Genomic DNA, 23,426 nt, shown 5'->3' with positions numbered 1-23,426 from the left:
GACAAGAGGAGAGAAGAACATGACGCAGCCGATCGGTTCGCTATTGATGATTTCGTTGCATGGCTATGTCGCGGGGTCGCCTGAGCTTGGCAAGCCCGATACCGGTGGCCAGGTGGTCTTTGTCCTCGAGCTTGCCAAGCGCTTCGCGCGGCTGGGCTACAAGGTCGATGTGATGACCCGGCGCTTCGAGGACCAGCCGGCCGAGGACGTCATCAACGACAACCTGCGGATCTGGCGTATCCCCTTCGGAGGGCCCGATTTCATCCGCAAGGAGGACATGCACGACTGGTATGGCGACTTCATCACCAACGCCCTTGCCGCCATCCGCCGCCGCGGCCTGCGCTACGATGTGGTCAACAGCCATTATTGGGATGCCGGCGTCTGTGGGCAGAAGATCGCCGAGGAATTGCAGATCCCCCATATCCACACCCCTCATTCGCTCGGCTGGTGGAAAAGGCACGACATGCACGGCGCCACGGCGGAGGAGATGGCGGGCTATCGCTTCGAGGAGCGCATCCAGAAGGAATTCGTCCTTTACCGCAACTGCGACCATGTCATCGCGACCTCGGAGCAGCAGGTGGACCTGATCGTGGCCGAATACGCCCTGCCGCGCGAGCATGTCACGATGATCCCGCCCGGCATCGACGAGAACCGCTTTACGCCCGCGACGCCCGACAAGGTGGCCGCGGCGCGCCAGCGTCTGAACATGGGGCCGAGCGATGTCTATGTCGTCGGCCGGGCGGCGGAGAACAAGGGCTATGACCTGATCATCCAGGCGCTGCCGGCCCTGAGGATCCTCCAGCCGGAGGCGCGGCTGGTTCTGGCGGTCGGCGGCAATTCCGAAGCCGATTTCGAGCTTATCGATACGTGGAAGGCGGTGGCCGCTGAAGCGGGCATTGCCGATTTCATCGACTGGCGCGGCTACGTTCCCGACGAGGAACTGGTCGATTATTATCGCGCGCCCGGGGTCTTTGCGCTGCCCTCGCGTTACGAGCCATTCGGCATGACGGCCGTCGAGGCGATGGCCTGCGGCACGCCCACGGTGACGACGATCCACGGCGGCTTGCGCGAACAGGTCGAATTCGGCCGGCATGCGCTCGTGGCCGATCCGAAGCGGCCGGAGGAGTTCGCCGCGATGATCAACATGCCGATGCAATATCCCTGGCTGCGCGAGGTGCTGACCGTTGAGGGCGCGCGCTTTGCCCGCCGCGTCTTCGGCTGGACAGGCATTGCGCGGCGAACCATCGCCGTCTTCGAGCAGTTCCGCGGTCGCTACGACGCCTATCAGGCCGACGTCGATCCATAATCCGGATTGCATGTCTGCATGAGCGGCCGCAGCCTTTCGCATCGCCGCCGTTCCGGCTTTTTGTCGTCTTCGCGGTTCCCGCGTTGCGCCGGCTACTGGAAGATTTTCCGTTCGGCGCTCACCAGTTCCTGAATGAAGGTGGAGACGGCGCGCACGCGGGCAAGCTCGCGCGCGCTTTCGTGAAACGTGATCCAGTAGGCGCGCCGGATCGCCACGTCGGGCAGAAGCCGTCTCAGGTCGGGTGCATGCCGGGCGATGTAATTGTGCAGGATGCCGATGCCGGCGCCGGAGCGCACCGCCTCGAACTGCCCGGTGGCGGAGGAAATTTCCAGCGCCGCGTTCCAGTTGCGCATGATTTCGCCGGTAAAGTCCAGCGAGGCGGAATAGAGCAGGTCCTCGACATAGCCGACGCGGCGGTGGGCGCGCAGGTCGTCGATCGTGCCCGGCGCCGCCCGCCCGTCGAGATAGCGCCTGGCGGCATAGAGGCCGAGCGAATATTCGGTGAGTTTCGAGGAAACGAGCCGGCCCTGCTCGGGGCGGTCGATGGTGATGGCGATATCCGCCTCGCGCCGCGACAGCGAGAAGGACCGCGGCACCGGCACCAGTTCTAGCTTCAATTCCGGATGCCGTTCCGCAAGCCGCCCGAGGCGCGGCGCAAGAAAGGAGACGCCGAAGCCGTCCGGTGCCCCGATGCGCACCGTGCCGGAAATCGCCGCATCCGTTCGCCCGAGGCTTGCCTGCGCGGCGAGCATTTCCGTTTCCATGCGTTCGGCGGCGGCCAGGAACCGCTCGCCCTGCTCGGTCATTTCGCAGCCCTGCGGGCGGCGCACGAAAAGCTGGGTGCCAAGCGCATTTTCCAGCGCCGAGACGCGTCGCGCCAGCGTGGCGTGGTTGACGCCGAGCCGGCGGGCGGCGGCGAGAAACTGGCCGCTGCGCGCCACGGCGAGGAACAGGCGAACGTCGTCCCAGTTCATGTGAGAGGCTCCAGGTGTCGAAAAATGCACAACGGTTACTTATAACAGGCCATTGATTTGGCGTAAATTGAAGTGCAATCCTTATTCCATCAACAAACGCAATGAACCAGAAGGTGAGGAGCCATGAGGGAAATCGGTCATTTTATCGGCGGCAAGCACGTCGCCGGCACCAGCGGTCGCTTCAGCGACGTCTTTAACCCCGCCACCGGTGAGGTGCAGGCGAAGGTCGCGCTTGCCACCGTCGAGGAAATCCGTGCGGCGGTCGAAAACGCCAAGGCCGCGCAGCCCGCCTGGGCCGCCACCAACCCGCAGCGCCGCGCCCGCGTCTTCTTCCGGTTCGTCACCCTGCTCAACCAGCACATGGACGAGCTTGCCACCCTGCTGTCGCAGGAGCACGGCAAGACCGTCGACGATTCCAAGGGCGACATCATCCGCGGCCTCGAAGTCTGCGAATTCGTCTGCGGCATTCCGCATCTCCAGAAGGGCGAGTTCACCGAAGGCGCGGGCCCGGCCATCGACATGTACTCCATTCGCCAGCCTGTCGGCATCGGTGCGGGCATCACGCCGTTCAACTTCCCGGGCATGATCCCGATGTGGATGTTCGCCCCGGCGATTGCCTGCGGCAACGCCTTCATCCTCAAGCCCTCGGAGCGCGACCCGTCCCTGCCGCTGCGCCTTGCCGAACTGATGATCGAGGCCGGCCTGCCGGCGGGCGTGCTGAACGTCATCAACGGCGACAAGACCGCCGTCGACGCGATCCTCACCGATCCGGATATCGGCGCGGTCTCCTTCGTCGGTTCCACGCCGATTGCCCGCTACGTCTACGGCACGGCGGCGATGAACGGCAAGCGCGCCCAGTGCTTCGGCGGCGCCAAGAACCACATGATCATCCTGCCCGACGCCGACCTCGACCAGGCCGCCAACGCCCTGATGGGTGCGGGCTACGGCTCCGCCGGCGAGCGCTGCATGGCCGTTTCCGTCGCCGTTCCGGTCGGCGAGGAAACCGCCAACCGCCTTCTCGAAAAGCTGGTTCCCAAGGTTGAGGCGTTGCGCATCGGCCCCTACAGCGACGACAAGGCCGACCTCGGCCCGGTCGTGACCAAGGAAGCCAAGGCCCGCATCGAGGGGCTGATCGATTCCGGCGTGGCGCAGGGCGCGAAGCTTGTGGTCGACGGCCGCGGCTTCAAGCTTCAGGGCTATGAAGACGGCTTCTTCGTCGGCGGTACGCTGTTCGACGACGTCACCCCGGACATGGACATCTACAAGACCGAGATCTTCGGGCCGGTCCTGTCGGTCGTCCGCGCCGCGAATTACGAGGAGGCGCTCTCCCTGCCGATGAAGCATGAATACGGCAACGGCGTCGCCATCTTCACCCGCGACGGCGATGCCGCCCGCGATTTCGCGTCCCGCATCAATATCGGCATGATCGGCGTCAACGTTCCGATCCCGGTTCCGCTCGCCTACCATTCCTTCGGCGGCTGGAAGGCGTCGTCCTTCGGCGACCTGAACCAGCACGGCACGGACTCGATCAAGTTCTGGACGCGCACCAAGACGATCACCGCCCGCTGGCCGTCCGGCATCAAGGACGGCGCGGAATTCGTCATGCCGGTCATGAAGTAAAAGGTGGCGGCTTGCCGTTCCGGAAAAGGGGCCTCACGGCCCCTTTTTTACATTTCGTCAACAAACTGGATGAAAATAGTCATGAATTAACCGTCTCCTTTCTTGCATTCGGCGCCGCGGGACAGAATGTTTGGAGACAACGAATCGCAAGGCAGAGGATTTTCATGACGGAGACGACTGGGGCGCCGGTGACGGAAGCCGGATATGAACGTGGCATCTTCAGGGGCAATGCCCGGGAATATTTCGGCATCTGGATCGTCAATGTCCTGCTGACCATCGTGACCGTCGGCATCTATTCGGCCTGGGCCAAGGTGCGCCGCAAACGTTATTTCTACGGAAACACCGAGCTTGCCGGACGGACCTTCGACTATCACGCGCGCGGTCTCCAGATCTTCATCGGACGCCTCATCGCGCTCGCCTTCATCGTCGTGGTCAACATGCTCGGCTATGTCAACCCGATCCTGGCGCTGGCCGGCTCCCTGCTGTTCATCGTCATCCTGCCGTGGCTGGTCATGCGCAGCCTGCGGTTCAACGCCCGCGTCACCAGCTATCGCAATGTCCGCTTCGATTTCGTCGGCGGCGTCGGCGGGGCGTTCGTGGCCATCGTGCTCGGCTCTCTCGTCGCGCTGGTCTCGCTCGGCATTCTGGCGCCCTTCGCCAGCCGCTGGCTGAACCGTTATGTCTTCGACAATCTCCGCTACGGCGACCGCGCCTTCGCCACCGATCCGCGGATCGGCGCGCTCTACCGCGTCTGGATACTGCCCGTGCTTCTGATGGTTCTCGGAGTGGTACTGATCGCTCTGGTCAGCATTCCGGCGTTCCTGCTGGCCTCCGACGACGATGCGGCGATGACCATCTGGATCGGGCTGGTCTATGCCAGCGTCTTCGGCACGCTGATCGTGTTCGCCATCGTCGGCTTGCTTTACCAGATCGGCGTGCGCAACGTCGTCTGGTCGGCCACCGTGCTCGACGGGCGCCACCGGCTGGGAAGCGACATGTCCCGCTTCCGCTATCTCTGGATCATGGTGTCCAATCTCGTCGTCACCGTGCTGACGCTCGGCCTGATGCGTCCGTGGGCGGCGGTGCGCGAGGCGCGTTATATCGTCGAACATTCCGGAATCCGTTTCGATGGCGAGCTGGGTGAGATATTCTCTTCGATCGAAAGGACGGGAGGTGCGGCAAGCGCCGAGTATCTCGACATGGAAGGGTTCGATTTTGGCTTCTGAGGACACCGGCCGGCTCGCCGGCGCGTGGCATCCGCCCCGCTCCAGCCTGTCGGTGGAGGCGCTGCTGGTTTGCGAAGGCCGACGCTTCGTCGTGCGCGATGCAGCCGGCGCGCGTCTGGCGGAAGCCGGGGTTGCCTCGGTGGAGGTCAGCGCCCGCGTCGGATCGGTGCCCCGCCGGTTCACCTTTGCGGACGGCTCCCTGTTCGAGACGGTCGACAACGATACCGCCGATCTCTTCCTGCGCTCGGCCGGGGCAAGGCCCGGCGGTTTCGTCCACTGGCTGGAACAGTTCCGGCCGAGACTGGTGGTCATCGTGCTGGCGGTGATCGTGCTGGCCGCCGGCGTCTACCGGTTCGCCCTGCCGGCGCTGGTGGAGGTCGCCATCGTCGTCACGCCGCCCGTCGTGCCGCAGTTGATGTCGCAGGGCACGATGTCGACGCTGGACCGCGCCATATTCTCCGAAAGCACGCTCGACCCGACCCGCCAGGCGGAGATCCGCGCCGGCTTCGGCGAGATCGCCGCCCGGTCCGAGGCGGGGCCGGAAGCCTTCGCCCTGAATTTCCGTCACGGCGGCATCACCGGGCCGAACGCCTTCGCCCTGCCGGACGGCACCATCGTCATCACCGACGAACTGATCGAACTGGCCGGAGGGGACGACGACATGATCCTCGGCGTTCTGGCGCACGAGATCGGCCACGTCGAACACGAGCACAGCCTGCGCCAGCTTTACCGCGCCGCCGGCCTTGCCGGCCTCGTCATGCTGATCGCCGGCGACATCGGCTCGGCGATGGAAGACATACTGGCACAGGGCGGCGGCCTTCTGGCGCTGTCCTATTCCCGCGACGCCGAACGCGAGGCCGACCGTCATTCCGTCGATCTCATGCTGGCCGCCGGCCGCGACCCGCTGGCGATAGACCGTTTTTTCGCGCGAATCGAACCGATTATCGGTAATGAAAGGACGACGAGCCTGCTTGCGACCCACCCGGCCACCGCCGAACGCCGTCAGGCGATCGCGGATTATGTGGCCGAACGGACCGCCGAAAGGCCCTGAACGGCGCCCGCGACAAGATGATGCGCCCCGGGGCGGCATTTTTTTATATTTTGGAATTGTTCCAAAGAAGGTTAGAGACTATATATTCCGCATTCGAGATGGAAGGAGTGCGAAATGCGCCTCACGAAGCAGACGAATTATGCGGTCCGCATGCTGATGTATTGCGCCGCCAATGACGGACAGCTCAGCCGCATTCCGGAAATCGCCAGGGCCTACGGTGTTTCGGAGCTGTTCCTTTTCAAGATCCTCCAGCCGCTCAACAAGGCCGGTCTGGTGGAAACTGTTCGCGGACGCAACGGTGGTGTGCGGCTCGGTCGTCCGGCCGAGGCGATCACCCTGTTCGACGTGGTGCGGGTGACGGAGGATTCCTTCGCGATGGCCGAATGCTTCGACGACGACGGTGACGTGGACTGTCCACTTGTCGACAGCTGCGGTCTCAACTCCGCGCTTCGCCATGCGCTCGGCGCCTTCTTCGAGGTTCTGTCCGGCTATACGATCCACGATCTGATCAAGACCCGGCCGCAGATCAACATGCTGCTCGGCTTGCCGGAACACGAGGCGCAGCCGGCCGCCTGACCATCGAATACTTGACCGCGGTCAGTCATAGCGGATACATCGTCAGGCCGGTTGCGTAGCGCAGCCGGCCTTTGACATTGGATGGCATTTGTGAGTTCTGCGCAGTTTCGCGCCGTCCTGCTGACGGCCTTCTTCGGCGCGGTCGGTGCGGCCGGCGCATGGTATGTCGGCGCTCCCGCACCTTATCTCATCGGCCCGGCTCTGGTGGTCATGCTGGCGGGGCTCGCGGGGCTGAAGCTGGCCGTGCCGAACCGGCTTCGCGATGCCTGCTTCGTGCTGGTCGGCATTTCCATGGGCGCATCCGTCACGCCGGATATCATCGGCGCGGCGAAGCGGTGGCCCTTCAGCTTCTTCATGGTGCTGGTCATGGTCGTCGTGCTGCTCTACGTGGCCGCCTGGATCCTGCAACATCTGTTCCGCCTCGACCGCAAGACGGCGCTGCTCGCCTCCTCGCCGGGCCATCTGAGTTTCATCATCAGCCTCAGCGCCGACAGCAAGGCCGACGTGCCCGCTATCGCCATCATCCAGAGCGTCCGCGTCATGGCGCTCACCCTTGCCGTGCCGCCAATCCTGTCTGCGCTCGACATGGCGGCGCCGGGCTTCACGGGGCCGCAGCAGATGATGGAACTGCCGGTTCTCGCCGTCGTGCTGCTGGCGTCCGTCGCGCTCGGCCTGCTGTTCACGCGCTGGAATTTCCCGGCGGCACTCCTGCTCGGCGGTCTTGCGGCGTCGGCCCTGCCGCATGTCAGCGGCTTCATCTCCGGCCAGGTGCCCTACTGGATCATGAATCCGGTCTATGTGGTCATCGGTTCGCTGATCGGCACGCGGTTCTCCGGGGTTTCCGTTTCCGCCATGCGCACCGCCTTCATCGCCGGCGCCATCACCACCGTTGTCGTCACCATCATGGCGGCGGCCTGCGCGGCGCTCGTATCCTCCGTCATAGGCGTTCCGTTCAACGCCGCCCTGATCGCCTTCGCGCCGGGCGGTCTTGAAACGATGGCCGCGATGGCGGTCATCATGCATGTCGACACGACCTATGTCGGGTCGCACCACGTTCTGCGGTTGATCTTCCTGTCGTTCCTCATGCCCTGGGCCATGAGCCGCCTGCAAAGAAATGGAGAAAGCAAGTCATGATGCCGAAGGTCGTCGTTGTCATGGGGGTCAGCGGTTGCGGCAAGTCGTCGGTCGCCGCCCTCATCGCCGGGGCACTGGGCTACGCGCTGGTCGAGGGCGACGCGCTGCATCCGCCGGAAAACATCGCCCGCATGAGCGCCGGCCTGCCCTTGCGCGACGAAGACCGCATGCCCTGGCTGGACAGCATCGGGGCGGCGGTCCGCGAGGCCCGCGCCGCCGGCGGCGGCATCGTCGTCACCTGTTCGTCCCTGCGCAGGATCTATCGCGACCGCCTCCGGGCGGGGTTCGGCGAGCGGGCGGCATTCGTCTGGCTCGACGGCAGCCGCGAACTGATCGGCTCCCGCATGACGGCGCGCACCGGCCACTTCATGCCGCCGGCACTGCTCGACAGCCAGTTCGCCACGCTCGAACCGCCACTCGGCGAGCCCGATTGCATCCGGGTCGATATCGACCGCTCCACCGAGGAAGTGGCGGCTTATGCCGTAAACGAACTGTCTGAACTCTAGACACCGAGCCTGTCGCGCAGGCCGTACCACCAGGCGCCGAGCACGGTGAGCGGCACGCGGAAGGTCTTGCCACCGGGGAAGGGCAGGTTGGGCAGGGATGCCCAGACGTCGAACCGCTCCGCCTGGCCGGAGACGGCCTCGCCCAGAATGCGGCCGAGGAGCTGCGTGGTCGTCACGCCGTGGCCGCTGTCGCCATGCGAGAAATACACGCTGGGCGAAAGCCTGCCGATATGCGGAATGCGCGTCAGCGTCAGCGCGAAATTGCCGCTCCATGCGAAGTCGATCTTCACGCCTTCGAGCTGCGGGAACGTCTTCAGCAGGTTGGGACGGATATAGGCGACGATATCCTTCGGGTCGCGGCCGCCATAGCCGATGCCGCCGCCGTAGAGCAGCCGGTTGTCGGCGGTGCGGCGATAGTAGTCGAGCACGTAATTCGCATCCTCGACGCAATAGTCGGCCGGCAGAAGCCCCTCGATCAGGCCGGCGTCGAGCGGTTCCGTCGTCACGATCTGGCTTGAGACCGGCATCATCCGGCCGGAAAGCTCCGGCAATGTCTCGCCCAGATAGGCGTTGCCGCACACCAGCACGTATTTCGCCTTCACCGATCCCTTCGCCGTGGTCACGGACGGGGCCGTGCCGGTGGCGATTTTCAGCGCGCGCGAATTCTCGAAGATCCGGCCGCCCTGGCTTTCGATGGCCGCAGCCTCGCCGAGCACATAGTTCAGCGGGTGGATATGGCCGCCGAGCCGGTCGATCATGCCGCCGGCATAGCGGTCGGACTTCACATATTTGCCGGTCTCGGCCTTCGGCACCATTTCAAGCCCGCTATGCCCGTGCTTTTCCCAGGTGGCCTTGAGGACTTCCATGTCACGGACCTGCTTTTCCGTGAAGGCCGCGAAGAAGCCGCCGTGGCGCAGGTCGCAGGCGATGGAGTACCGGGCGACGCGCTCGCGGATGATTTCGCCGCCCTCCAGCGACATGGCGGCCAGCCTGGCGGCCTTCTCCGGGCCGTAGCGACGGGAAATCGTGTCGATGTCGCGGCTGTAGCCGTTGACGATCTGGCCGCCGTTGCGTCCCGATGCTCCGAAGCCGATGCGCTCGCTTTCCAGCACGACGACGGAATAGCCCTTTTCCACCAGCGTCAGCGCGGCGGAAAGGCCGGTGAAGCCGGCGCCGACGACGCAGATATCGGCTTCGATGTCGCCTTCGAGCGTCGGGCGGATGGTCTTGTCGTTGGCCGACCAGGCGTACCAGGACGCGGTGTGGCCGGGATTGTTCGGGGAGGTGATCTGTGCAGTCATGGTCATACCGTTCGGATATAGGCGTCGTATTCGACATCGGTTACGCGCAGCGAGAACTCGGAAATCTCCTGGTCCTTGCAGGCCGTGTAGAGCGCGCGGTACTGCGGGCCGAGCGCCGCATAGGCGAAGCTGGAGCGGGCGAAACTGTGGATCGCCTGCGCCCAGTTGGTCGGCAGCGGCTCGTGCGTGGCGCCGTGCTCGTCGCCGCTCACCGCGCCGCCCGGCCGGATCCGTTCCTTCATGCCGGCGAGTGCCGCCGAAAGGATCATCGCCAGCACCAGATAGGGATTGGTATCGGCGCCGGCCACGCGATGCTCGATGCGCGTCGCCGGCTTCGAGGCGGTGATGACCCGCACGGCGGCCGAGCGGTTGTCGAACCCCCAGGAGGCATAGGTCGGCGCATGTTCGGACGGCCGCAGGCGGCGGTAGGAATTGGCATGCGGCGCGAAGATCGCCATGCTGGCCGCCATATTGTCGAGCAGGCCGCCGACCGAATGCAGCAGCGCCTCGGACGGCCCGTTTTCTCCGACATAGATGTTGCGTCCCTCGGCGTCGAGCATCGAGAAATGAACGTGCATGCCGCTGCCGGCCTGCATGCCGTAGGGCTTGGCCATGAAGGTCGCGTCGAGGCCGTGGCGGCGGGCGACGCCCTTGACGATGCGTTTCAGCAGCAGCGCGTAGTCGGCGGCCCGCACGGCGTCGGGAACGTGGTTGAGGTTGATCTCGTACTGGCCGGGCCCGTTTTCGCGCAGCGTCGTATCGGCGGCGACGTTCTGCGCCCGGCAGGCGGCGGAGACGTCGTGGAAGACCGCTTCGAAATCCTGAAGCTCGGAAATCGAAAGCACCTGCGTCTGGCCGGTGTGCCAGCGACCCTCGCGGCTGTTCGGCGGGCGAACCGGGTCGAGCGCGGAGCGCACCGGATCGATGAGGTAGAATTCGAGTTCCGTGGCCACCACCGGCGTCAGGCCCGCGGCGCGGTAGCGCTGGAGCACCTGTTGCAGCAGGTGGCGCGGATTGGCGAAGAAGGCGGTGCCGTCCGGGTTGCGCATGTCCAGAAGCACCTGCGCGGTCGGCCGGTTCAGCCAGGTCACGCGGGACAGCGTTTCGATGGCCGGAAAGCAGATGCCGTCGGGATCGCCGGTGCCTTCTGCAAGGCCGGCGGCGTTCACGTCGCGGCCCCATACGTCCAGCGCATAGACGGAGCGGGGAATGGCCATGCCCTTGGTCAGCACGTCGAAGGCGCGCTCGCGGGGAATCCACTTGCCGCGCGGCATGCCGTTCACGTCGATTACGAAGGCTTCGAGGAGTTCGATGTCGGGGTTCTGGTCGAAAAAGTCTTTTGCTTGGCTGGCGATATCCATAGGGCACCGGTTGTTGCTTCCGATCTTCCCGGGACGGAGTCCGGCCGGTTCGCAGGAGAGCGGGCCAGGATGCGAATGCCGCGCAGCCGGTTACGGCTGATCTGTCCTTGGAAATCCGATGTCGTCGGGGACGGGCTTCGGCCGACCGCGCGCCGCGCTGTCGAAGGCCTCATGCTCCCATCGGAAGATGCTGCGGAATGACGTCGATGAAACGCCGTTGCGCTAATCGCCCTTTTCCGCGTGGTAGATCAGAAAACGAGGCATGAAGCCGGTCCCCTCTGCATGAATGTCCGGCGGAAGATCCCGTCGGCCCCGATATCCGCCGTCTTGTGCGGCGCCGTATTTTCGAGCTTGCCCGATCCGTTGCCGGAAAGCAACCATCGGGCGATGGGGTTACGGGTTGAAGCGTTCTGCGCGATAGGGCGTGATGTCGATGACCGGCGTTTCGCCGTACATCGCCTCGGAAAGAACGCGTCCGGTGATCGGGCCGAGCGTCAGTCCGTGATGGGCGTGGCCGAAGGCGAACCACAGGCCCTGATGGCGCGGCGCCTTGCCGATGACCGGTATCATGTCCGGCGTGCAGGGCCGCGCGCCCATCCAAGGCTCGGGGTCGAGCCGCTCGGTCAGCGGCAGGATGGAGCGGGCGATGCGTTCGGCCTTTTCGAGCTGGACCGGCGTTTTCGGCGCGTCGCGCAGGGCGAATTCCGCGCCGGTGGTCAGGCGTATGCCCTGGTTCATCGGCGCGAGGAAATAGCCGCGCTCGGCATCCATCGTGCAGCCGTTCAGCGTCGCGCCGTCTTTGGTGGCGTAGTGCATGTGATAGCCGCGCTTGACGCCGAGCGGGAAAGAATAGCCGAGCCGGCGCGTCAGGTCGTCGGACCAGGGGCCGGTGGCCAGAACGGCCTGTTCCGCCTCGACGATACCGTCCTGCGTCACCACCTGCCAGCCGCGTCCGGTCGGGCCGGTGCCGAGGCTGGCCGCGTCGCCGGTGACGAAGCGGCCGCCGAGGCTCTTGAAGTGTTCGACATAGGCAAGCGTCAGCGCGCGCGGATCGCGCACCGTCGTCGGGTCCGTCCATTTCAGCGCGCCGGTGAAGACCGTGGCCAGATGCGGCTCTTCCCTTGCAAGCTCTTCCGGCGTCAGCGTCTCGTAGTTCAGGCCGAACTCGCCTTTCAGCTTCTCGGCGGCCCGGAAATCGTCGTCGCGGCGCCCGGCGGTGCGGTAGATTTCCTTCCAGCCCTCGCGGCGGATCAGGTGCTCCGCGCCGGTGATCGCAATCAGCCTGTCGTGTTCGCTCACCGAATGTTCGATCAGCGGGGCGTAGGCATAGGCGATCCCCTTGTGGCGCTCGGGCTGGGAGTTCCACCAGTAGCGCGCGAGGAAGGGCGCGACCGCCGGAACTGCCGAAAGGTGATAGCGCGCGTCGATCTGATCGTTGAAGGCATAGCGGAACAGGACGTCGAGGCCCTGCGGGAAGGCATAGGGATAGATGCCTTCGCGCTGGATCAGGCCGGCATTGCCGTAGGAGGTTTCGAGCCCCGGTTCGCGCCGGTCGACGAGAACGACGGACTTGCCGCGCAAGGCAAGCTGAAGGGCGGTCGACACCCCGATGATGCCGGCTCCAAGGACGATTGCATCCGCTGTCATGATTAAGTCTATCCAACTGCTTTTGAGAACTTCGCTGCCGACAGGATGCCTCCCGGATACGGGGCAGGCAAACGAAAAATCCGGCTATCCGGGCAAATCGGATGCTGCGATGCAAAAAAGTGTGGGAAGTCGATATATTGCCGCGAAAACAAGCGTCGCGCCGGGCGGGGACGGAAGGGAACGGCCCGCGCCGCCCTTCCTGGGTGGATTGACAAACCCTCTTTTCGTCACTCTCGGGCCTGACCTGAGGACCGGCCCAAAGAGAATAGCAATGAGCCGTTCGTCGGCAGTCCGAGGGCGGCGCAAGCCGCCCTCTAGATGATCAGTGAAGGGCTGCTGCCGCTTCGGCTTCCCTTTCCCTGCGGTTGTGCCGCACGGAGGCCCAGAAGGAGATGCCGATGAGGGTCGCGCCGCCGAGGCCGGTGATGACTTCCGGGATGTGCGCCAGCGTCTGGACATACATGATCACGGAAAGGATCAGCACGGCATAGAAGGCACCGTGTTCCAGATAGCGGTATTCGGCAAGCGTGCCCTTCTCGACCAGCATGATGGTCATCGAGCGGACATACATGGCGCCGATGCCGAGGCCGATGGCGATGATGAAGAGGTTCTGCGTCAGCGCGAAGGCGCCGATCACGCCGTCAAAGGAGAAGGACGCATCGAGCACTTCGAGATAGAGGAAGGCACCGAGACCGCCCTTGGCCCCCGTTTCGACGATCGACTTCTGCGACAGGTCGAGCAGCCCGCCGACGACCTCGACGGCGAGGTAGGTGATGAGGCCGTAGATCGCCGAGGTCATGAAGGTGACGGTGTCCTGGCCGTCCAGCAGGTTGGAGAACAGCACGATGAGCAACAGCACGATGCCGATCTCGATGCCCTTGATCGAGGCGGCGCGGGCCATGTTCTTCTCCAGCCACTGGATCCAGTGGATGTCCTTCTCATGGTCGAAGAAGTAGGTGAGGCTGACCATCATCAGGAAGGTGCCGCCGAAGGCCGCGATCGGCAGGTGGGCGCCCGTCATGATGCGGGCGTATTCGTCGGGGTTCATCGCGGCGAGCTTCACCGCTTCCCACGGCCCGATCTTCGCGGCGATGACCACGATGGCCAGCGGGAAGATGATGCGCATGCCGAACACGGCGATGATGATGCCCCAGGTCAGGAACCGGTGCTGCCATTTCGGCGTCATGTCCTTGAGCTTGTTGGCGTTGACGATCGCGTTGTCGAAGGACAGCGAGATTTCGAGAACCGCCAGCACGACGCAGATGAAGAAGACGGTGCCCATGCCGCCCAGCGTGCCCGTCATCTCCCAGCCGAGCCACGCGCCGAGCAGCAGGCCGACGGCGGTGAAGATGAACGCCCAGATGAAATAGCTGAATGTGGACTTTTGCGTCTGGGGCTGGCTCATCGTCCCGCCTCCTGGGTCCCGACGTTGCACGGGGCGATGACGAAAAGCGAAGACGGCATGCGGTCGAGAGCACGCACGCGAGGCATGATCTTTGTGTTCATGTCAAAAAGAGATCCGCCGGCTTGATTTGCAGGCGGTACCGACATCACGAGAGCGCCGTAAAACTCTCGCCAGAGGGGCCCGGCACCAGGTTTTCGTTCGCCGCGCCGATGTTCGCTGCGGCGGGAACGTCCATTAATTGTCTCAGGCCGCAGGCTTCGTCAAGAGACCTGTAGGAGGGTGGCAGGCGCCACGGCGCATTCCGGCTCCGCCGCACCGGCGCTTGCGGCTTGTCAAGTCGGTATATCGGTTGCAAGGAAAGGCTTTACATCGGCCGGTCTTCCCGCATTGAATAGGCCGCGCGAACAGGCGGCGCTGCGCCTTGCGTCCGCCCCGATGAGGAATGCGATCATGCCCGAGACTTTGAAACTGAGAGCGCTGGCGCGGGAACTGGCCGAAGGGCGCACCACCGCGCGCAAGCTGGTGCGTGAATGCCTCGACCGCATCGCCGACCCGGAAGGAGAGGGAGAGCGGGCGTTCGTGAAGGTCCACTCCGAGCAGGCGTTGGCGGCGGCCAGTGCCATCGATCTGCTGCGCGAGGCCGGGCTCGCGCCGTCGCCCTTCGCCGGCATTCCGGTTTCAGTCAAGGATCTGGCCGATATCGCCGGCGACGTGACGACCGCCGGTTCCGTGGTGCTTTCCGATGCGCCTCCCGCCGCGCAGGATGCGCCGATGGTCGCACGCCTGCGCGCTGTCGGCTTCATCGTCATCGGCCGCACCAACATGACCGAGTTCGCCTTTTCCGGCATCGGCATCAACCCGCATTACGGCACGCCGGCCTCGCCCTTCGACCGGGCGACGCGGCGCATTCCGGGCGGCTCTTCCTCCGGCGCCGCCGTTTCCGTGGCGGACGGCATGGCCGCCGCCGGCATCGGTTCGGACACCGGCGGCTCATGCCGCATTCCCGCCGCGCTGTGCGGCATCGTCGGGTTCAAGCCGACCGCCTCGGCCGTGCCGCGGGAGGGCGTCGTGCCGCTGTCGACGACGCTCGATTCCATCGGCCCGCTGGCCAATTCCGTCGAGTGCTGCCGTATCGTTCACGCCATCCTGTCCGGCCGGCCGGTCGGCGAGGCGGCGGTCCCGGCGCTGAAGGGCATGCGGATCGCCGTTCCGCAGACGGTGGTTCTGGACGGTCTCGACGCCCATGTCGCCTCGCGCTTCGAGCGGGCGCTGGACACCCTGTCGCGCGCCGGAGCGCTTGTGTCCCATGTGCCGATGAAGGAATTCGCGATGGTCGAGGCGATCAACGCGAAGGGCGGCCTGACCGCGGCGGAGGCCTATGCCTGGCATCGCGGGCAGGGGCTGATCGAAAGCCGTGCGGAGGATTACGATCCGCGCGTGCTGGCGCGTCTCGTACGGGCGAGGGAGCAGACGGGCGCCGATTACGTCGATGCGCTGAAGCTGCGCGCGGCCTTCATCGCCGCCGTCGAGGCGGCGGTCGCTCCCTTCGACGTGCTCGCCATGCCGACCGTTCCCCTGGTGGCGCCGGCGATTACGGCGCTGGAGGCCGATGCCGACCTGTTCACCGCCACCAACCTGGCGATGTTGCGCAATCCGGCCATCGTCAACATGTTCGACGGCTGCTCGATTTCGCTGCCGATGCACCGCCGCGGGGAAGCGCCCGCCGGCCTGATGCTGGCCGCGACGGCGGGCCGTGACGGCGCCCTTTTCGCCCATGCGACGGCGATCGAGGCGGCTCTGGCCCCATAGTGCGATTCAGACGTTGCACTTTTGCGGCTTCGCGGTTATAAGCCGCCGTTCCGAACGGTCCGGCAGGGCATGCCGTGGCCGTTCTCAATGCTTGGCAGAACCGGTTTCGTCGCCGGCTTTGCCCCAGAAAAAACGGAGTAGCAAAATGCCCAAGATGAAGACGAAATCGTCCGCCAAGAAGCGGTTCAAGATCACGGCGTCCGGCAAGGTTCTCGCAGCCGCCGCCGGCAAGCGTCATGGCATGATCAAGCGTACCAACAAGTTCATCCGCGATGCGCGCGGCACGATGGTTCTGGCCGAAGCCGATGGCAAGAAGGTCATCAAGAACTACCTGCCGAACGGTCTCTGAGACCAGTCGCCGAAAAGAACGATAAGGAGATCATGACATGGCTCGCGTAAAACGTGGCGTCACTTCCCGCGCCAAGCACAAGAAGGTTCTGAAGGCCGCTGAAGGCTTCTACGGCCGCCGCAAGAATACGATCCGCGCCGCAAAGGCTGCGGTCGACCGTTCGCGCCAGTACGCGACCCGCGACCGCAAGGTCAAGAAGCGCACCTTCCGCGCGCTCTGGGTCCAGCGCATCAATGCCGCCGTCCGCGAATTCGGCCTGACCTACGGCCGCTTCATCGACGGCCTGAACAAGGCCGGCATCGAAGTCGACCGCAAGGTCCTGTCCGACCTGGCCATCCATCAGCCGGAAGCGTTCAAGGCGCTGGTCGATGCATCCAAGAAGGGCCTCGAATACCTCAAGGAAGCCGGTTCGGCCAACGAGTTTGAAACTGCGGTCAACTAAGCCGCGCTTTCCGACGCATTTTGAAAAGCCCGCGTCCGTGAAAGGCGCGGGCTTTTTCGTTTCCAGAGCAATTCCAGGAAAAGTGCCTGGCGGCTTTCCGTCCGGAATTGCGTGAAAACAACGAGATAGAGCCATTTGACGGGGAGGTCCGAATGGAAATGCAGGGTCTCTCGTCCATTCCGGACGTGAGCGACGCCGACGTCGCGCTGCTGGTCGCCGCCCTTGCCGACACGGGCAGGCGCGTGCAGCGGGTCGAGCTGTCCCGGCGAACGGTGTGGATCAAGCGCTATGGAACCGAGGGCGCGAACCTCTGGCAGAAGCTCTATGCCCCGCTCGCCCGCTTCCTGCCGGTGGCCTTTCGGCTCGCGCCGCGCCGCAGCCCGGCGGACATGATCCGGCAGGAGGAAAGCCGGATCATGTGCTTTGCCGGGAAAGGCTTCCGCGTTCCGCAGGTGCTCTTCCGTTCCGGATCGGCGCTCGTTCTTTCCGACACGAGCCCGTCGGTCGAGAACAGGCTGCGCGCCCTGAAGGACGAGCGGCCGCGGGAACATGAAGACCTGCTGGTGTCCTGCGCCGCCACGCTGGGGCGGCTGCACGGGGCGGGCCTTTGCCACGGGCGGCCGCATCCGCGCGACATGACGATCGTCGACGGGGAAATCGGCTTCATCGATTTCGAGGAGCAGCCCGAGGCCGTCATGCCGCTTGCGGTCGCGCAGGCGCGCGATCTCTGGGTGCTGTTCTTCCAGCTTTCCACGCGGGCCGGGGAGGGCGAACGAACGCTGCGGCGGGCCTATGCCGCCTGGAGCGAGGCGGCACCGGCTGCGGCAGGAAGCGAACTGCGGGCCCTGATCGGCTCCGCCGCACGATTTTTGCCGCTTGCCCGGTTGATTGGGCGCGTGCGTATGGGTAGTGATCTGCGACGTTTCATTGTGGCTACCGGATATCTCGAAAAGGCGGTCGGGCTGAGAAGCGAGCCGGTCGGCAAGGCAGGAAAGAATGACTGAACTCACCAATTTGCAGAATGCGCTTCTGGCGGCGGTCGCGGGCGCTGAGGACGAGGCCGCCATCGAGGCCGTGCGCGTCGCGGCTCTCGGCAAGAAGGGGTCGGTTTCGGAACTCCTGAAGACGCTCGGCTCGATGACGCCGGAGGAGCGCCAGACCCGCGGCGCGGCGATCAATGCGCTGAAGACCGAAATTGCCGATGCCATCGCCGCCCGCAAGAGCGCGCTGAAGGACGCCGCCATCGCCGCCCGGCTGAAGGCCGAGACGCTGGACGTTTCCCTGCCGGTCCGCTCCTCGCCCGCCGAGCGCGGCCGCATCCATCCGATCAGCCAGATCGTCGACGAGATCACCGCGATTTTCGCCGATCTCGGCTTCTCCATCGCCGAAGGCCCGGATATCGAGACCGACTATTATAACTTCACGGCGCTGAACTTCCCGGAAGGCCATCCGGCCCGCGAGATGCACGACACCTTCTTCTTCAACCCGGACGAAAAGGGCGAGCGCAAGGTGCTGCGCACGCATACCTCGCCGGTGCAGGTGCGCACGATGGAAGCGCAGGAGCCGCCGATCCGCATCGTCATTCCGGGCAAGACCTATCGTCAGGACAGTGACGCCACCCATTCGCCGATGTTCCATCAGGTCGAGGGGCTGGTGATCGACCGCAAGGCGCATGTCGGCAACCTGCGCTGGGTGCTGGAGGAGTTCTGCAAGGCCTTCTTCGAGGTGCCCTCCGTCACCATGCGCTTCCGCCCGTCCTTCTTCCCCTTCACGGAACCGTCCTTCGAGGTCGATATCCAGTGCGACCGCTCGGGCGGCCAGGTGAAGTTTGGCGAAGGCAACGACTGGATGGAGATTCTCGGTTGCGGCATGGTCCACCCGAACGTGCTGCGCTCCGGCGGCCTCGACCCGGACGAGTTCCAGGGTTTCGCTTGGGGCATGGGTCTCGACCGCATCGCCATGCTGAAATACGGAATGCCGGACCTGCGCGACTTCTTCAACGCCGACGTGCGCTGGATGAACCACTACGGCTTCCGCCCGCTCGACATGCCGACCCTGTTCGGCGGCCTGAGCGCTTGAAGGAGATATTTCGATGAAATTCACGCTCTCCTGGCTGAAGGAGCATCTGGAAACGGATGCCACGCTTGAACAGATCTGCGAACGGCTGACGGCCATCGGGCTGGAAGTCGAGGATGTCGACGACAAGGCGGCCTACAAGCCTTTCGTCATCGCCAAAGTCCTGACCGCCGAAAAGCACCCGGAGGCCGACCGGCTGAAGGTGCTGACAGTGGATGCCGGCGATGGCAAGCCGGTGCAGATCGTCTGCGGTGCGCCGAATGCGCGGGCCGGCCTCGTCGGCGCTCTGGCGCGTCCGGGCACCTATGTTCCGGGCATCGACGTGACGCTTTCCGTCGGAAAAATCCGCGGCGTCGAAAGCCACGGCATGATGTGCTCGGAAAAGGAACTCGACATTTCCGACGACCATGACGGTATCATCGATCTGCCCGCGGATGCGCCGGTCGGCACGTCCTTTGCGTCTTACGCGGGTCTCGACGATCCGGTCATCGAGATCAACCTGACGCCGAACCGTCCGGATTGCACCAGTGTCTACGGCATTGCCCGCGATCTGGCGGCCTCCGGTCTCGGCAGGCTCAGGACGAGGCCTGCACCCGCCTTCCCGGTGGAAGGCGACCTGCCGACCGCCCTGAAGATCGTGCTGGACGACGAGCGTCTGTGCCCCGGCTTCGCGCTTCGCCTCGTGCGCGGCTTGAAGAACGGCCCGTCGCCCGCCTGGATGCAGCAGCGCCTGCGCTCGATCGGTCTGCGCCCGATTTCGGCGCTGGTGGACATCACCAATTACATGACCTTCGATCAGGGCCGTCCGATGCACGTCTTCGACGCCAGCAAGGTCAAGGGCGATCTTGTGGTGCGTCGGGCGAGGGAGGGCGAGACCATCCTCGCGCTGGACCAGCGTGAATATACGCTCAACCCGGCCAATGTCGTCATCGCCGACGACAACGGCGTCGAATCCATCGGCGGTGTCATGGGCGGCGAGCATTCCGGCTGCGACGAGAACACCACGGATGTGCTGATCGAATCGGCGCTGTGGGACCCGATCAACATCGCCCGCACCGGCCGTTCGCTCGGCATCATCACCGATGCGCGCTACCGCTTCGAACGCGGCGTCGATCCTGAATACATGGTGCCCGGCCTGGAGCGCACCACCGAACTCGTTCTCGAACTGTGCGGCGGCACGGCCTCCGAGGCGAGGGTGTTCGGCTACAAGGGTTACGAGCCGAAACGGATCGATTTCCCGGTTTCCGAGGTCAAACGCCTGACCGGGCTTGAGGTTTCGGGCGAGGAAAGCGCCGAAATCCTCAAAGGTCTCGGCTTCGATGTTGAAGGTTCCGGCGAACGGCTGACGGTTTCGGTTCCTTCCTGGCGTCCGGATGTGGAAGGCAAGGCCGATCTCGTGGAGGAGGTCATGCGCATCCACGGCGTCGACAAGATCGCGCCGGAACCGCTGCCGGCGCTCGGCACGGTGCATCCACGCATCCTGACCACGCTTCAGGTCCGCACCCGCACTGCCAAGCGCGCGCTCGCCGCCCGCGGCATGCTCGAAGCCGTCACCTGGTCCTTCATCCCGGAGGAGCAGGCGAAGCTCTTCGGCGGCGGCACGCCGGAACTGAAGCTCGCGAACCCGATCGCCGCGGACATGTCGGACATGCGCCCCTCGCTGCTGCCCGGCCTGCTGACGGCGGCCAGCCGCAATGCCGACAAGGGTTACGGCGACGTGGCGATCTTCGAGGTCTCCGGCACCTATGAGAACGACCGGCCCGAAGGCCAGCGCCGCGTTGCCGGCGGCGTGCGCCGCGGCACAGCCTCGCTGGCCGGCGCGGGCCGCATGTGGTCGAACGCTTCGAAGGGCGGCGGCAAGCCGGTTGACGTCTATGACGCCAAGGCCGATGCGCTCGCCGTGCTAGAAGCCTGCGGCCTGCCGATGGGCAATGTCCAGATCGAGGCCGGTGCGCCGGAATGGTATCATCCGGGCCGCTCCGGCACGATCAAGATGGGCCCGAAGGTCGTGCTCGGCCATTTCGGCGAATTCCATCCCAAGACGCTGGCCACGCTTGACATTTCCGGCGCCTACTGCGGCTTCGAGGTCTTCGTGGACGCCATGCCGGAGCCGAAGAAGAAGGCGACGCGCACCAGGCCGCCGCTGGAGCTTTCGCCCTTCCAGGCGGTGAAGCGCGACTTCGCCTTCGTGGTGGAAAAGACCGTGGAGGCCGGATCGGTGCTGCGCGCGGCGCAGGGCGCGGATCGCAAGCTGATTACCGGCGTCAACGTCTTCGACGTGTTCGAGGGCGCAAGCCTCGGCGAAGGCCGCAAGTCCATCGCCATCGAAGTGACGATCCAGCCTTCCGACCGCACGCTGACGGACGAGGATTTCGAGGCGCTGACCGGCAAGATCGTCGCCAGCGTCACCAAGGCCACTGGCGGCACGCTGCGCGCCTGAACGGGACGAAAGAGGGGCCGAAAGGCCCCTCACTGCACTGTTGAAAGCCCCCTCTCTTCCGTCATGCTCGGGCTTGACCCGAGCATCCAGCGGCGCCCGCTGCATGGACCCTCGGGTCCAGCCCGAGGGTGACGGAGAAGAGAAGTCGAGGACGTGTCAACGAGCCGGGGCCTTGCCGGCCCTTCTGCTTTCCGGGAAGACGGATTTACCGGTTCGACATCCCCGCCATGCGGGTGTTGAGCCGCCCGCCGGCCACCTTTGCTGGGGCGAGCAGTGCGCCGAGCTTCTCCACTTCCGCCGCGCTGAGCACGATATCGGCGGCGGCGGCGTTTTGTTCCAGATGCGGCACCTTGCTCGCGCCGGGAATGGGCACGATGAAATCGCCCTGCGCCAGCACCCAGGCGAGCGCGAGCTGGGCAGGGGCGACGCCCTTTTCCCGCGCCATCTCTTCCAGCAGCGCGACCAGCGCCAGATTGGCGTCGAAATTCTCCGGCTGGAAGCGTGGCAGCGAGCGGCGGAAATCGTCCGCGGTCAGGGTGTCTGTGCTCTTCAGCGCCCCGGTCAGCGCGCCGCGCCCGAGCGGGCTGTACGGCACGAAGCCGATGCCGAGGTCCCGGCAGGTTTCCAGCACGCCGTTTTCCTCCGGGTCGCGGCTCCACAGTGAATATTCGCTCTGCACGGCGGCGATGGGGTGGATGGCATGCGCGCGGCGGATGGTCTCGGCGCTGGCTTCCGAAAGGCCGAGCGCCTTCACCTTGCCCTCGCGCACCAGTTCGGCCATCGCCCCCACCGTATCCTCGATGGGGACGGCGGGATCGACGCGGTGCTGATAATAGAGGTCGATGACGTCGGTATCGAGCCGTTTCAGCGAGGCATCGGCGACGGCTTTCGCGTTTTCGGGCCGCCCGTCCGTGCCGGTGATCATCTCGGCGGCGGGCTTGTCCGGATCGATGCGGAAGCCGAACTTGGTGGCGATGACGACCTTGTCGCGCACCGGCTTCAGCGCCTTGCCGACGAGGATTTCGTTCCTGTAGGGGCCGTAGACCTCCGCGGTGTCGAACAGCGTGATGCCGAGATCGACGGCACGGTGAAGCGTGGCGATGGCGGTGCTTTCGTCGGAAGAGGGGCCGTAGGCATGGCTCATGCCCATGCAGCCGAGGCCGAGGGCTGAAACGGTGAGATCGGAACCGAGGTGACGGGTGTTCATGGTCATGGGATCGCCTTTCTTGAAGAGGATGGACAGATCATAGATCTCCGCGACTGAAAGAATAATCCGTGCAAATGAGTGATGGCTGTTCTATCTGTTGTAACAATGCATCGGAACCAGCTCTCCCAGCTTGCGGTCTTCGCCATTGTCGCGGAAACGCGCAGTTTCCGGAAGGCGGCGGCCGAACTCGGCATCGCGCCCTCCGCCGTCAGTCATGCCGTCTCGGCGCTGGAGGAGGGGCTCGGCGTGCGGCTGCTGGCCCGCACCACCCGCAGCGTCGCGCCGACGGAGGAGGGCAGGCTGCTGCTCGATACGCTCGGACCCGCGCTCTCCGATATCGGCTCAACGCTGGAAGAACTGGCCGAACGCCGCCAGCGTCCCGCCGGGCGGCTCGCCGTCACCATGCCCCGGCTGGCGGCGGAGGAACTGATCGTGCCGCGGCTCGGCGAATTCCTGCGGCTTTACCCGGATATCGCGCTCGACATCAGCACGGACGACCGTTTCGAGGATATCGTTGCCGAGGGCTACGATGCGGGCCTGCGGCTTGGCGAAAGCCTTGAGCAGGACATGATCGCGGTGCACGTCAGCGGCCCCCGGCGCGGTGCGGTGGTCGGCTCGCCCGGCTATTTCGCGGAGCATCCGCCACCCGAACATCCGCAGGATCTTGCCCGCCACCGCTGCATAAGACGCCGCTTTTCCAGCGGCCGGCTCTATCGCTGGGAACTGGAAAAGGACGGCAAGGTGCTGGTGGCCGATGTGCAGGGACCGCTGATCCTCGCCGACCAGAGCCTGATCCTCGCGGCGGCGCTCGATGGCGCGGGGCTCGCCTTCGTCTTCGAACAGCGCGTCGAGGAGGATATCCGGGCCGGCCGCCTGATCCGCGTGCTGGAGGACTGGTGCCCGCCCTTCGACGGCTTCTACATCTATTATCCGTCGCGGCGCCAGATGCGCCCGGCGCTGCGCGCTTTCGTCGATTTCTTCCGCTGCGCGGAGTGA

20 protein-coding genes are annotated in these 23,426 nt (G+C 65.1%); 14 read left to right on the top strand and 6 right to left on the bottom strand.

Annotation, left to right across the window (positions count from 1 at the left end; all coding sequences use genetic code 11):
• Positions 1-19 precede the first annotated feature (19 nt).
• Positions 20-1,306 carry a glycosyltransferase gene (locus tag NOF55_RS16930; protein WP_306409915.1) on the top strand — a complete coding sequence of 429 codons (1,287 nt, stop codon included), beginning with the start codon at positions 20-22 and terminating at the stop codon, positions 1,304-1,306.
• A 92-nt stretch (positions 1,307-1,398) separates the two neighbouring features.
• On the opposite strand, the gene NOF55_RS16925 is transcribed toward NOF55_RS16930, so the two are convergent.
• Positions 1,399-2,280: a LysR family transcriptional regulator gene (locus NOF55_RS16925; RefSeq protein ID WP_306409916.1), complete on the bottom strand. Its 882-nt coding sequence runs from the start codon at positions 2,278-2,280 to the stop codon at positions 1,399-1,401.
• A 123-nt stretch (positions 2,281-2,403) separates the two neighbouring features.
• Here NOF55_RS16925 and NOF55_RS16920 point away from each other — a divergent pair, with 123 nt between their 5' ends.
• The 6 genes from NOF55_RS16920 (at position 2,404) to NOF55_RS16895 (ending at position 8,393) form a co-directional block, all read left to right on the top strand.
• Entirely contained in the window at positions 2,404-3,900 is a 1,497-nt protein-coding gene (locus NOF55_RS16920) for a CoA-acylating methylmalonate-semialdehyde dehydrogenase (RefSeq protein WP_306409917.1), read from the top strand.
• A 164-nt stretch (positions 3,901-4,064) separates the two neighbouring features.
• Positions 4,065-5,126, top strand: coding sequence for a YjgN family protein (locus tag NOF55_RS16915; RefSeq protein WP_306409918.1), 1,062 nt, complete (start codon positions 4,065-4,067; stop codon positions 5,124-5,126).
• Positions 5,116-6,177 carry a M48 family metallopeptidase gene (locus tag NOF55_RS16910; RefSeq protein ID WP_306409919.1) on the top strand — a complete coding sequence of 354 codons (1,062 nt, stop codon included), beginning with the start codon at positions 5,116-5,118 and terminating at the stop codon, positions 6,175-6,177. Before NOF55_RS16915 ends, NOF55_RS16910 begins: the two co-directional genes overlap by 11 nt.
• 114 nt (positions 6,178-6,291) lie before the next feature.
• The gene (gene rirA, locus NOF55_RS16905) at positions 6,292-6,753 is read left to right on the top strand and encodes an iron-responsive transcriptional regulator RirA (RefSeq protein WP_306409920.1); all 462 of its coding nucleotides are present in this window, start codon (positions 6,292-6,294) and stop codon (positions 6,751-6,753) included.
• An 81-nt stretch (positions 6,754-6,834) separates the two neighbouring features.
• Positions 6,835-7,887, top strand: coding sequence for an AbrB family transcriptional regulator (locus tag NOF55_RS16900; RefSeq protein ID WP_370868894.1), 1,053 nt, complete (start codon positions 6,835-6,837; stop codon positions 7,885-7,887).
• Entirely contained in the window at positions 7,884-8,393 is a 510-nt protein-coding gene (locus NOF55_RS16895) for a gluconokinase (protein WP_306409922.1), read from the top strand. Before NOF55_RS16900 ends, NOF55_RS16895 begins: the two co-directional genes overlap by 4 nt.
• Here the strand turns inward: NOF55_RS16895 and NOF55_RS16890 are convergent.
• From NOF55_RS16890 to NOF55_RS16875, 4 genes are all read right to left on the bottom strand, one after another.
• The gene (locus tag NOF55_RS16890) at positions 8,390-9,694 is read right to left on the bottom strand and encodes an NAD(P)/FAD-dependent oxidoreductase (protein WP_306409923.1); all 1,305 of its coding nucleotides are present in this window, start codon (positions 9,692-9,694) and stop codon (positions 8,390-8,392) included. The genes NOF55_RS16895 and NOF55_RS16890 overlap by 4 nt on opposite strands.
• A gap of 2 nt (positions 9,695-9,696) precedes the next feature.
• Positions 9,697-11,055, bottom strand: a complete 1,359-nt coding sequence (locus NOF55_RS16885; RefSeq protein WP_306409924.1) for a glutamine synthetase family protein — start codon at positions 11,053-11,055, stop codon at positions 9,697-9,699.
• Positions 11,056-11,448: 393 nt separating this feature from the next.
• Positions 11,449-12,702: an NAD(P)/FAD-dependent oxidoreductase gene (locus NOF55_RS16880; protein ID WP_306409925.1), complete on the bottom strand. Its 1,254-nt coding sequence runs from the start codon at positions 12,700-12,702 to the stop codon at positions 11,449-11,451.
• Positions 12,703-13,024: 322 nt separating this feature from the next.
• Positions 13,025-14,107: a DUF475 domain-containing protein gene (locus tag NOF55_RS16875; protein ID WP_306409926.1), complete on the bottom strand. Its 1,083-nt coding sequence runs from the start codon at positions 14,105-14,107 to the stop codon at positions 13,025-13,027.
• Positions 14,108-14,557: 450 nt separating this feature from the next.
• Here NOF55_RS16875 and NOF55_RS16870 point away from each other — a divergent pair, with 450 nt between their 5' ends.
• The 6 genes from NOF55_RS16870 (at position 14,558) to pheT (ending at position 21,223) form a co-directional block, all read left to right on the top strand.
• Entirely contained in the window at positions 14,558-15,916 is a 1,359-nt protein-coding gene (locus tag NOF55_RS16870; protein ID WP_306409927.1) for an amidase, read from the top strand.
• Between the two features lie 145 nt (positions 15,917-16,061).
• Positions 16,062-16,265 carry a 50S ribosomal protein L35 gene (gene rpmI / locus NOF55_RS16865; protein ID WP_134647921.1) on the top strand — a complete coding sequence of 68 codons (204 nt, stop codon included), beginning with the start codon at positions 16,062-16,064 and terminating at the stop codon, positions 16,263-16,265.
• Positions 16,266-16,302: 37 nt separating this feature from the next.
• Positions 16,303-16,707 (top strand): 50S ribosomal protein L20, encoded by a 405-nt coding sequence (gene rplT, locus NOF55_RS16860; protein WP_306409928.1) that lies wholly within the window; start codon positions 16,303-16,305, stop codon positions 16,705-16,707.
• Positions 16,708-16,859: 152 nt separating this feature from the next.
• Positions 16,860-17,711 carry a BUD32 family EKC/KEOPS complex subunit gene (locus tag NOF55_RS16855; RefSeq protein ID WP_306409929.1) on the top strand — a complete coding sequence of 284 codons (852 nt, stop codon included), beginning with the start codon at positions 16,860-16,862 and terminating at the stop codon, positions 17,709-17,711.
• The gene (gene pheS / locus NOF55_RS16850) at positions 17,704-18,786 is read left to right on the top strand and encodes a phenylalanine--tRNA ligase subunit alpha (RefSeq protein WP_306409930.1); all 1,083 of its coding nucleotides are present in this window, start codon (positions 17,704-17,706) and stop codon (positions 18,784-18,786) included. Before NOF55_RS16855 ends, pheS begins: the two co-directional genes overlap by 8 nt.
• 13 nt (positions 18,787-18,799) lie before the next feature.
• Positions 18,800-21,223, top strand: a complete 2,424-nt coding sequence (gene pheT / locus NOF55_RS16845) for a phenylalanine--tRNA ligase subunit beta (protein WP_306409931.1) — start codon at positions 18,800-18,802, stop codon at positions 21,221-21,223.
• A gap of 205 nt (positions 21,224-21,428) precedes the next feature.
• On the opposite strand, the gene NOF55_RS16840 is transcribed toward pheT, so the two are convergent.
• Positions 21,429-22,430 (bottom strand): aldo/keto reductase, encoded by a 1,002-nt coding sequence (locus tag NOF55_RS16840; RefSeq protein ID WP_306410191.1) that lies wholly within the window; start codon positions 22,428-22,430, stop codon positions 21,429-21,431.
• A gap of 105 nt (positions 22,431-22,535) precedes the next feature.
• On the opposite strand from NOF55_RS16840, the gene NOF55_RS16835 reads away from it, so the two are divergent.
• Positions 22,536-23,426: a LysR family transcriptional regulator gene (locus tag NOF55_RS16835; RefSeq protein ID WP_306409932.1), complete on the top strand. Its 891-nt coding sequence runs from the start codon at positions 22,536-22,538 to the stop codon at positions 23,424-23,426.

It is taken from the genome of Ectorhizobium quercum (assembly GCF_026552795.1).
GTDB classification, from domain to species: domain Bacteria; phylum Pseudomonadota; class Alphaproteobacteria; order Rhizobiales; family Rhizobiaceae; genus Ectorhizobium; species Ectorhizobium quercum.
The sequence above is the reverse complement of the archived record's forward strand: the minus strand, read 5'-3'. Positions and strand labels throughout refer to the sequence as shown.

What these genes read in the sequence shown, in the direction of transcription:
- NOF55_RS16930 (WP_306409915.1), top strand. Translation starts at nt 20, where the DNA reads ATGACGCAGCCGATCGGTTCGCTATTGATGATTTCGTTGCATGGCTAT.
- NOF55_RS16925 (WP_306409916.1), bottom strand. Translation starts at nt 2,280, where the DNA reads ATGAACTGGGACGACGTTCGCCTGTTCCTCGCCGTGGCGCGCAGCGGC.
- NOF55_RS16920 (WP_306409917.1), top strand. Translation starts at nt 2,404, where the DNA reads ATGAGGGAAATCGGTCATTTTATCGGCGGCAAGCACGTCGCCGGCACC.
- NOF55_RS16915 (WP_306409918.1), top strand. Translation starts at nt 4,065, where the DNA reads ATGACGGAGACGACTGGGGCGCCGGTGACGGAAGCCGGATATGAACGT.
- rirA (WP_306409920.1), top strand. Translation starts at nt 6,292, where the DNA reads ATGCGCCTCACGAAGCAGACGAATTATGCGGTCCGCATGCTGATGTAT.
- NOF55_RS16900 (WP_370868894.1), top strand. Translation starts at nt 6,835, where the DNA reads ATGGCATTTGTGAGTTCTGCGCAGTTTCGCGCCGTCCTGCTGACGGCC.
- NOF55_RS16895 (WP_306409922.1), top strand. Translation starts at nt 7,884, where the DNA reads ATGATGCCGAAGGTCGTCGTTGTCATGGGGGTCAGCGGTTGCGGCAAG.
- NOF55_RS16890 (WP_306409923.1), bottom strand. Translation starts at nt 9,694, where the DNA reads ATGACTGCACAGATCACCTCCCCGAACAATCCCGGCCACACCGCGTCC.
- NOF55_RS16885 (WP_306409924.1), bottom strand. Translation starts at nt 11,055, where the DNA reads ATGGATATCGCCAGCCAAGCAAAAGACTTTTTCGACCAGAACCCCGAC.
- NOF55_RS16880 (WP_306409925.1), bottom strand. Translation starts at nt 12,702, where the DNA reads ATGACAGCGGATGCAATCGTCCTTGGAGCCGGCATCATCGGGGTGTCG.
- NOF55_RS16875 (WP_306409926.1), bottom strand. Translation starts at nt 14,107, where the DNA reads ATGAGCCAGCCCCAGACGCAAAAGTCCACATTCAGCTATTTCATCTGG.
- NOF55_RS16870 (WP_306409927.1), top strand. Translation starts at nt 14,558, where the DNA reads ATGCCCGAGACTTTGAAACTGAGAGCGCTGGCGCGGGAACTGGCCGAA.
- rpmI (WP_134647921.1), top strand. Translation starts at nt 16,062, where the DNA reads ATGCCCAAGATGAAGACGAAATCGTCCGCCAAGAAGCGGTTCAAGATC.
- rplT (WP_306409928.1), top strand. Translation starts at nt 16,303, where the DNA reads ATGGCTCGCGTAAAACGTGGCGTCACTTCCCGCGCCAAGCACAAGAAG.
- NOF55_RS16855 (WP_306409929.1), top strand. Translation starts at nt 16,860, where the DNA reads ATGGAAATGCAGGGTCTCTCGTCCATTCCGGACGTGAGCGACGCCGAC.
- pheS (WP_306409930.1), top strand. Translation starts at nt 17,704, where the DNA reads ATGACTGAACTCACCAATTTGCAGAATGCGCTTCTGGCGGCGGTCGCG.
- pheT (WP_306409931.1), top strand. Translation starts at nt 18,800, where the DNA reads ATGAAATTCACGCTCTCCTGGCTGAAGGAGCATCTGGAAACGGATGCC.
- NOF55_RS16840 (WP_306410191.1), bottom strand. Translation starts at nt 22,430, where the DNA reads ATGAACACCCGTCACCTCGGTTCCGATCTCACCGTTTCAGCCCTCGGC.
- NOF55_RS16835 (WP_306409932.1), top strand. Translation starts at nt 22,536, where the DNA reads ATGCATCGGAACCAGCTCTCCCAGCTTGCGGTCTTCGCCATTGTCGCG.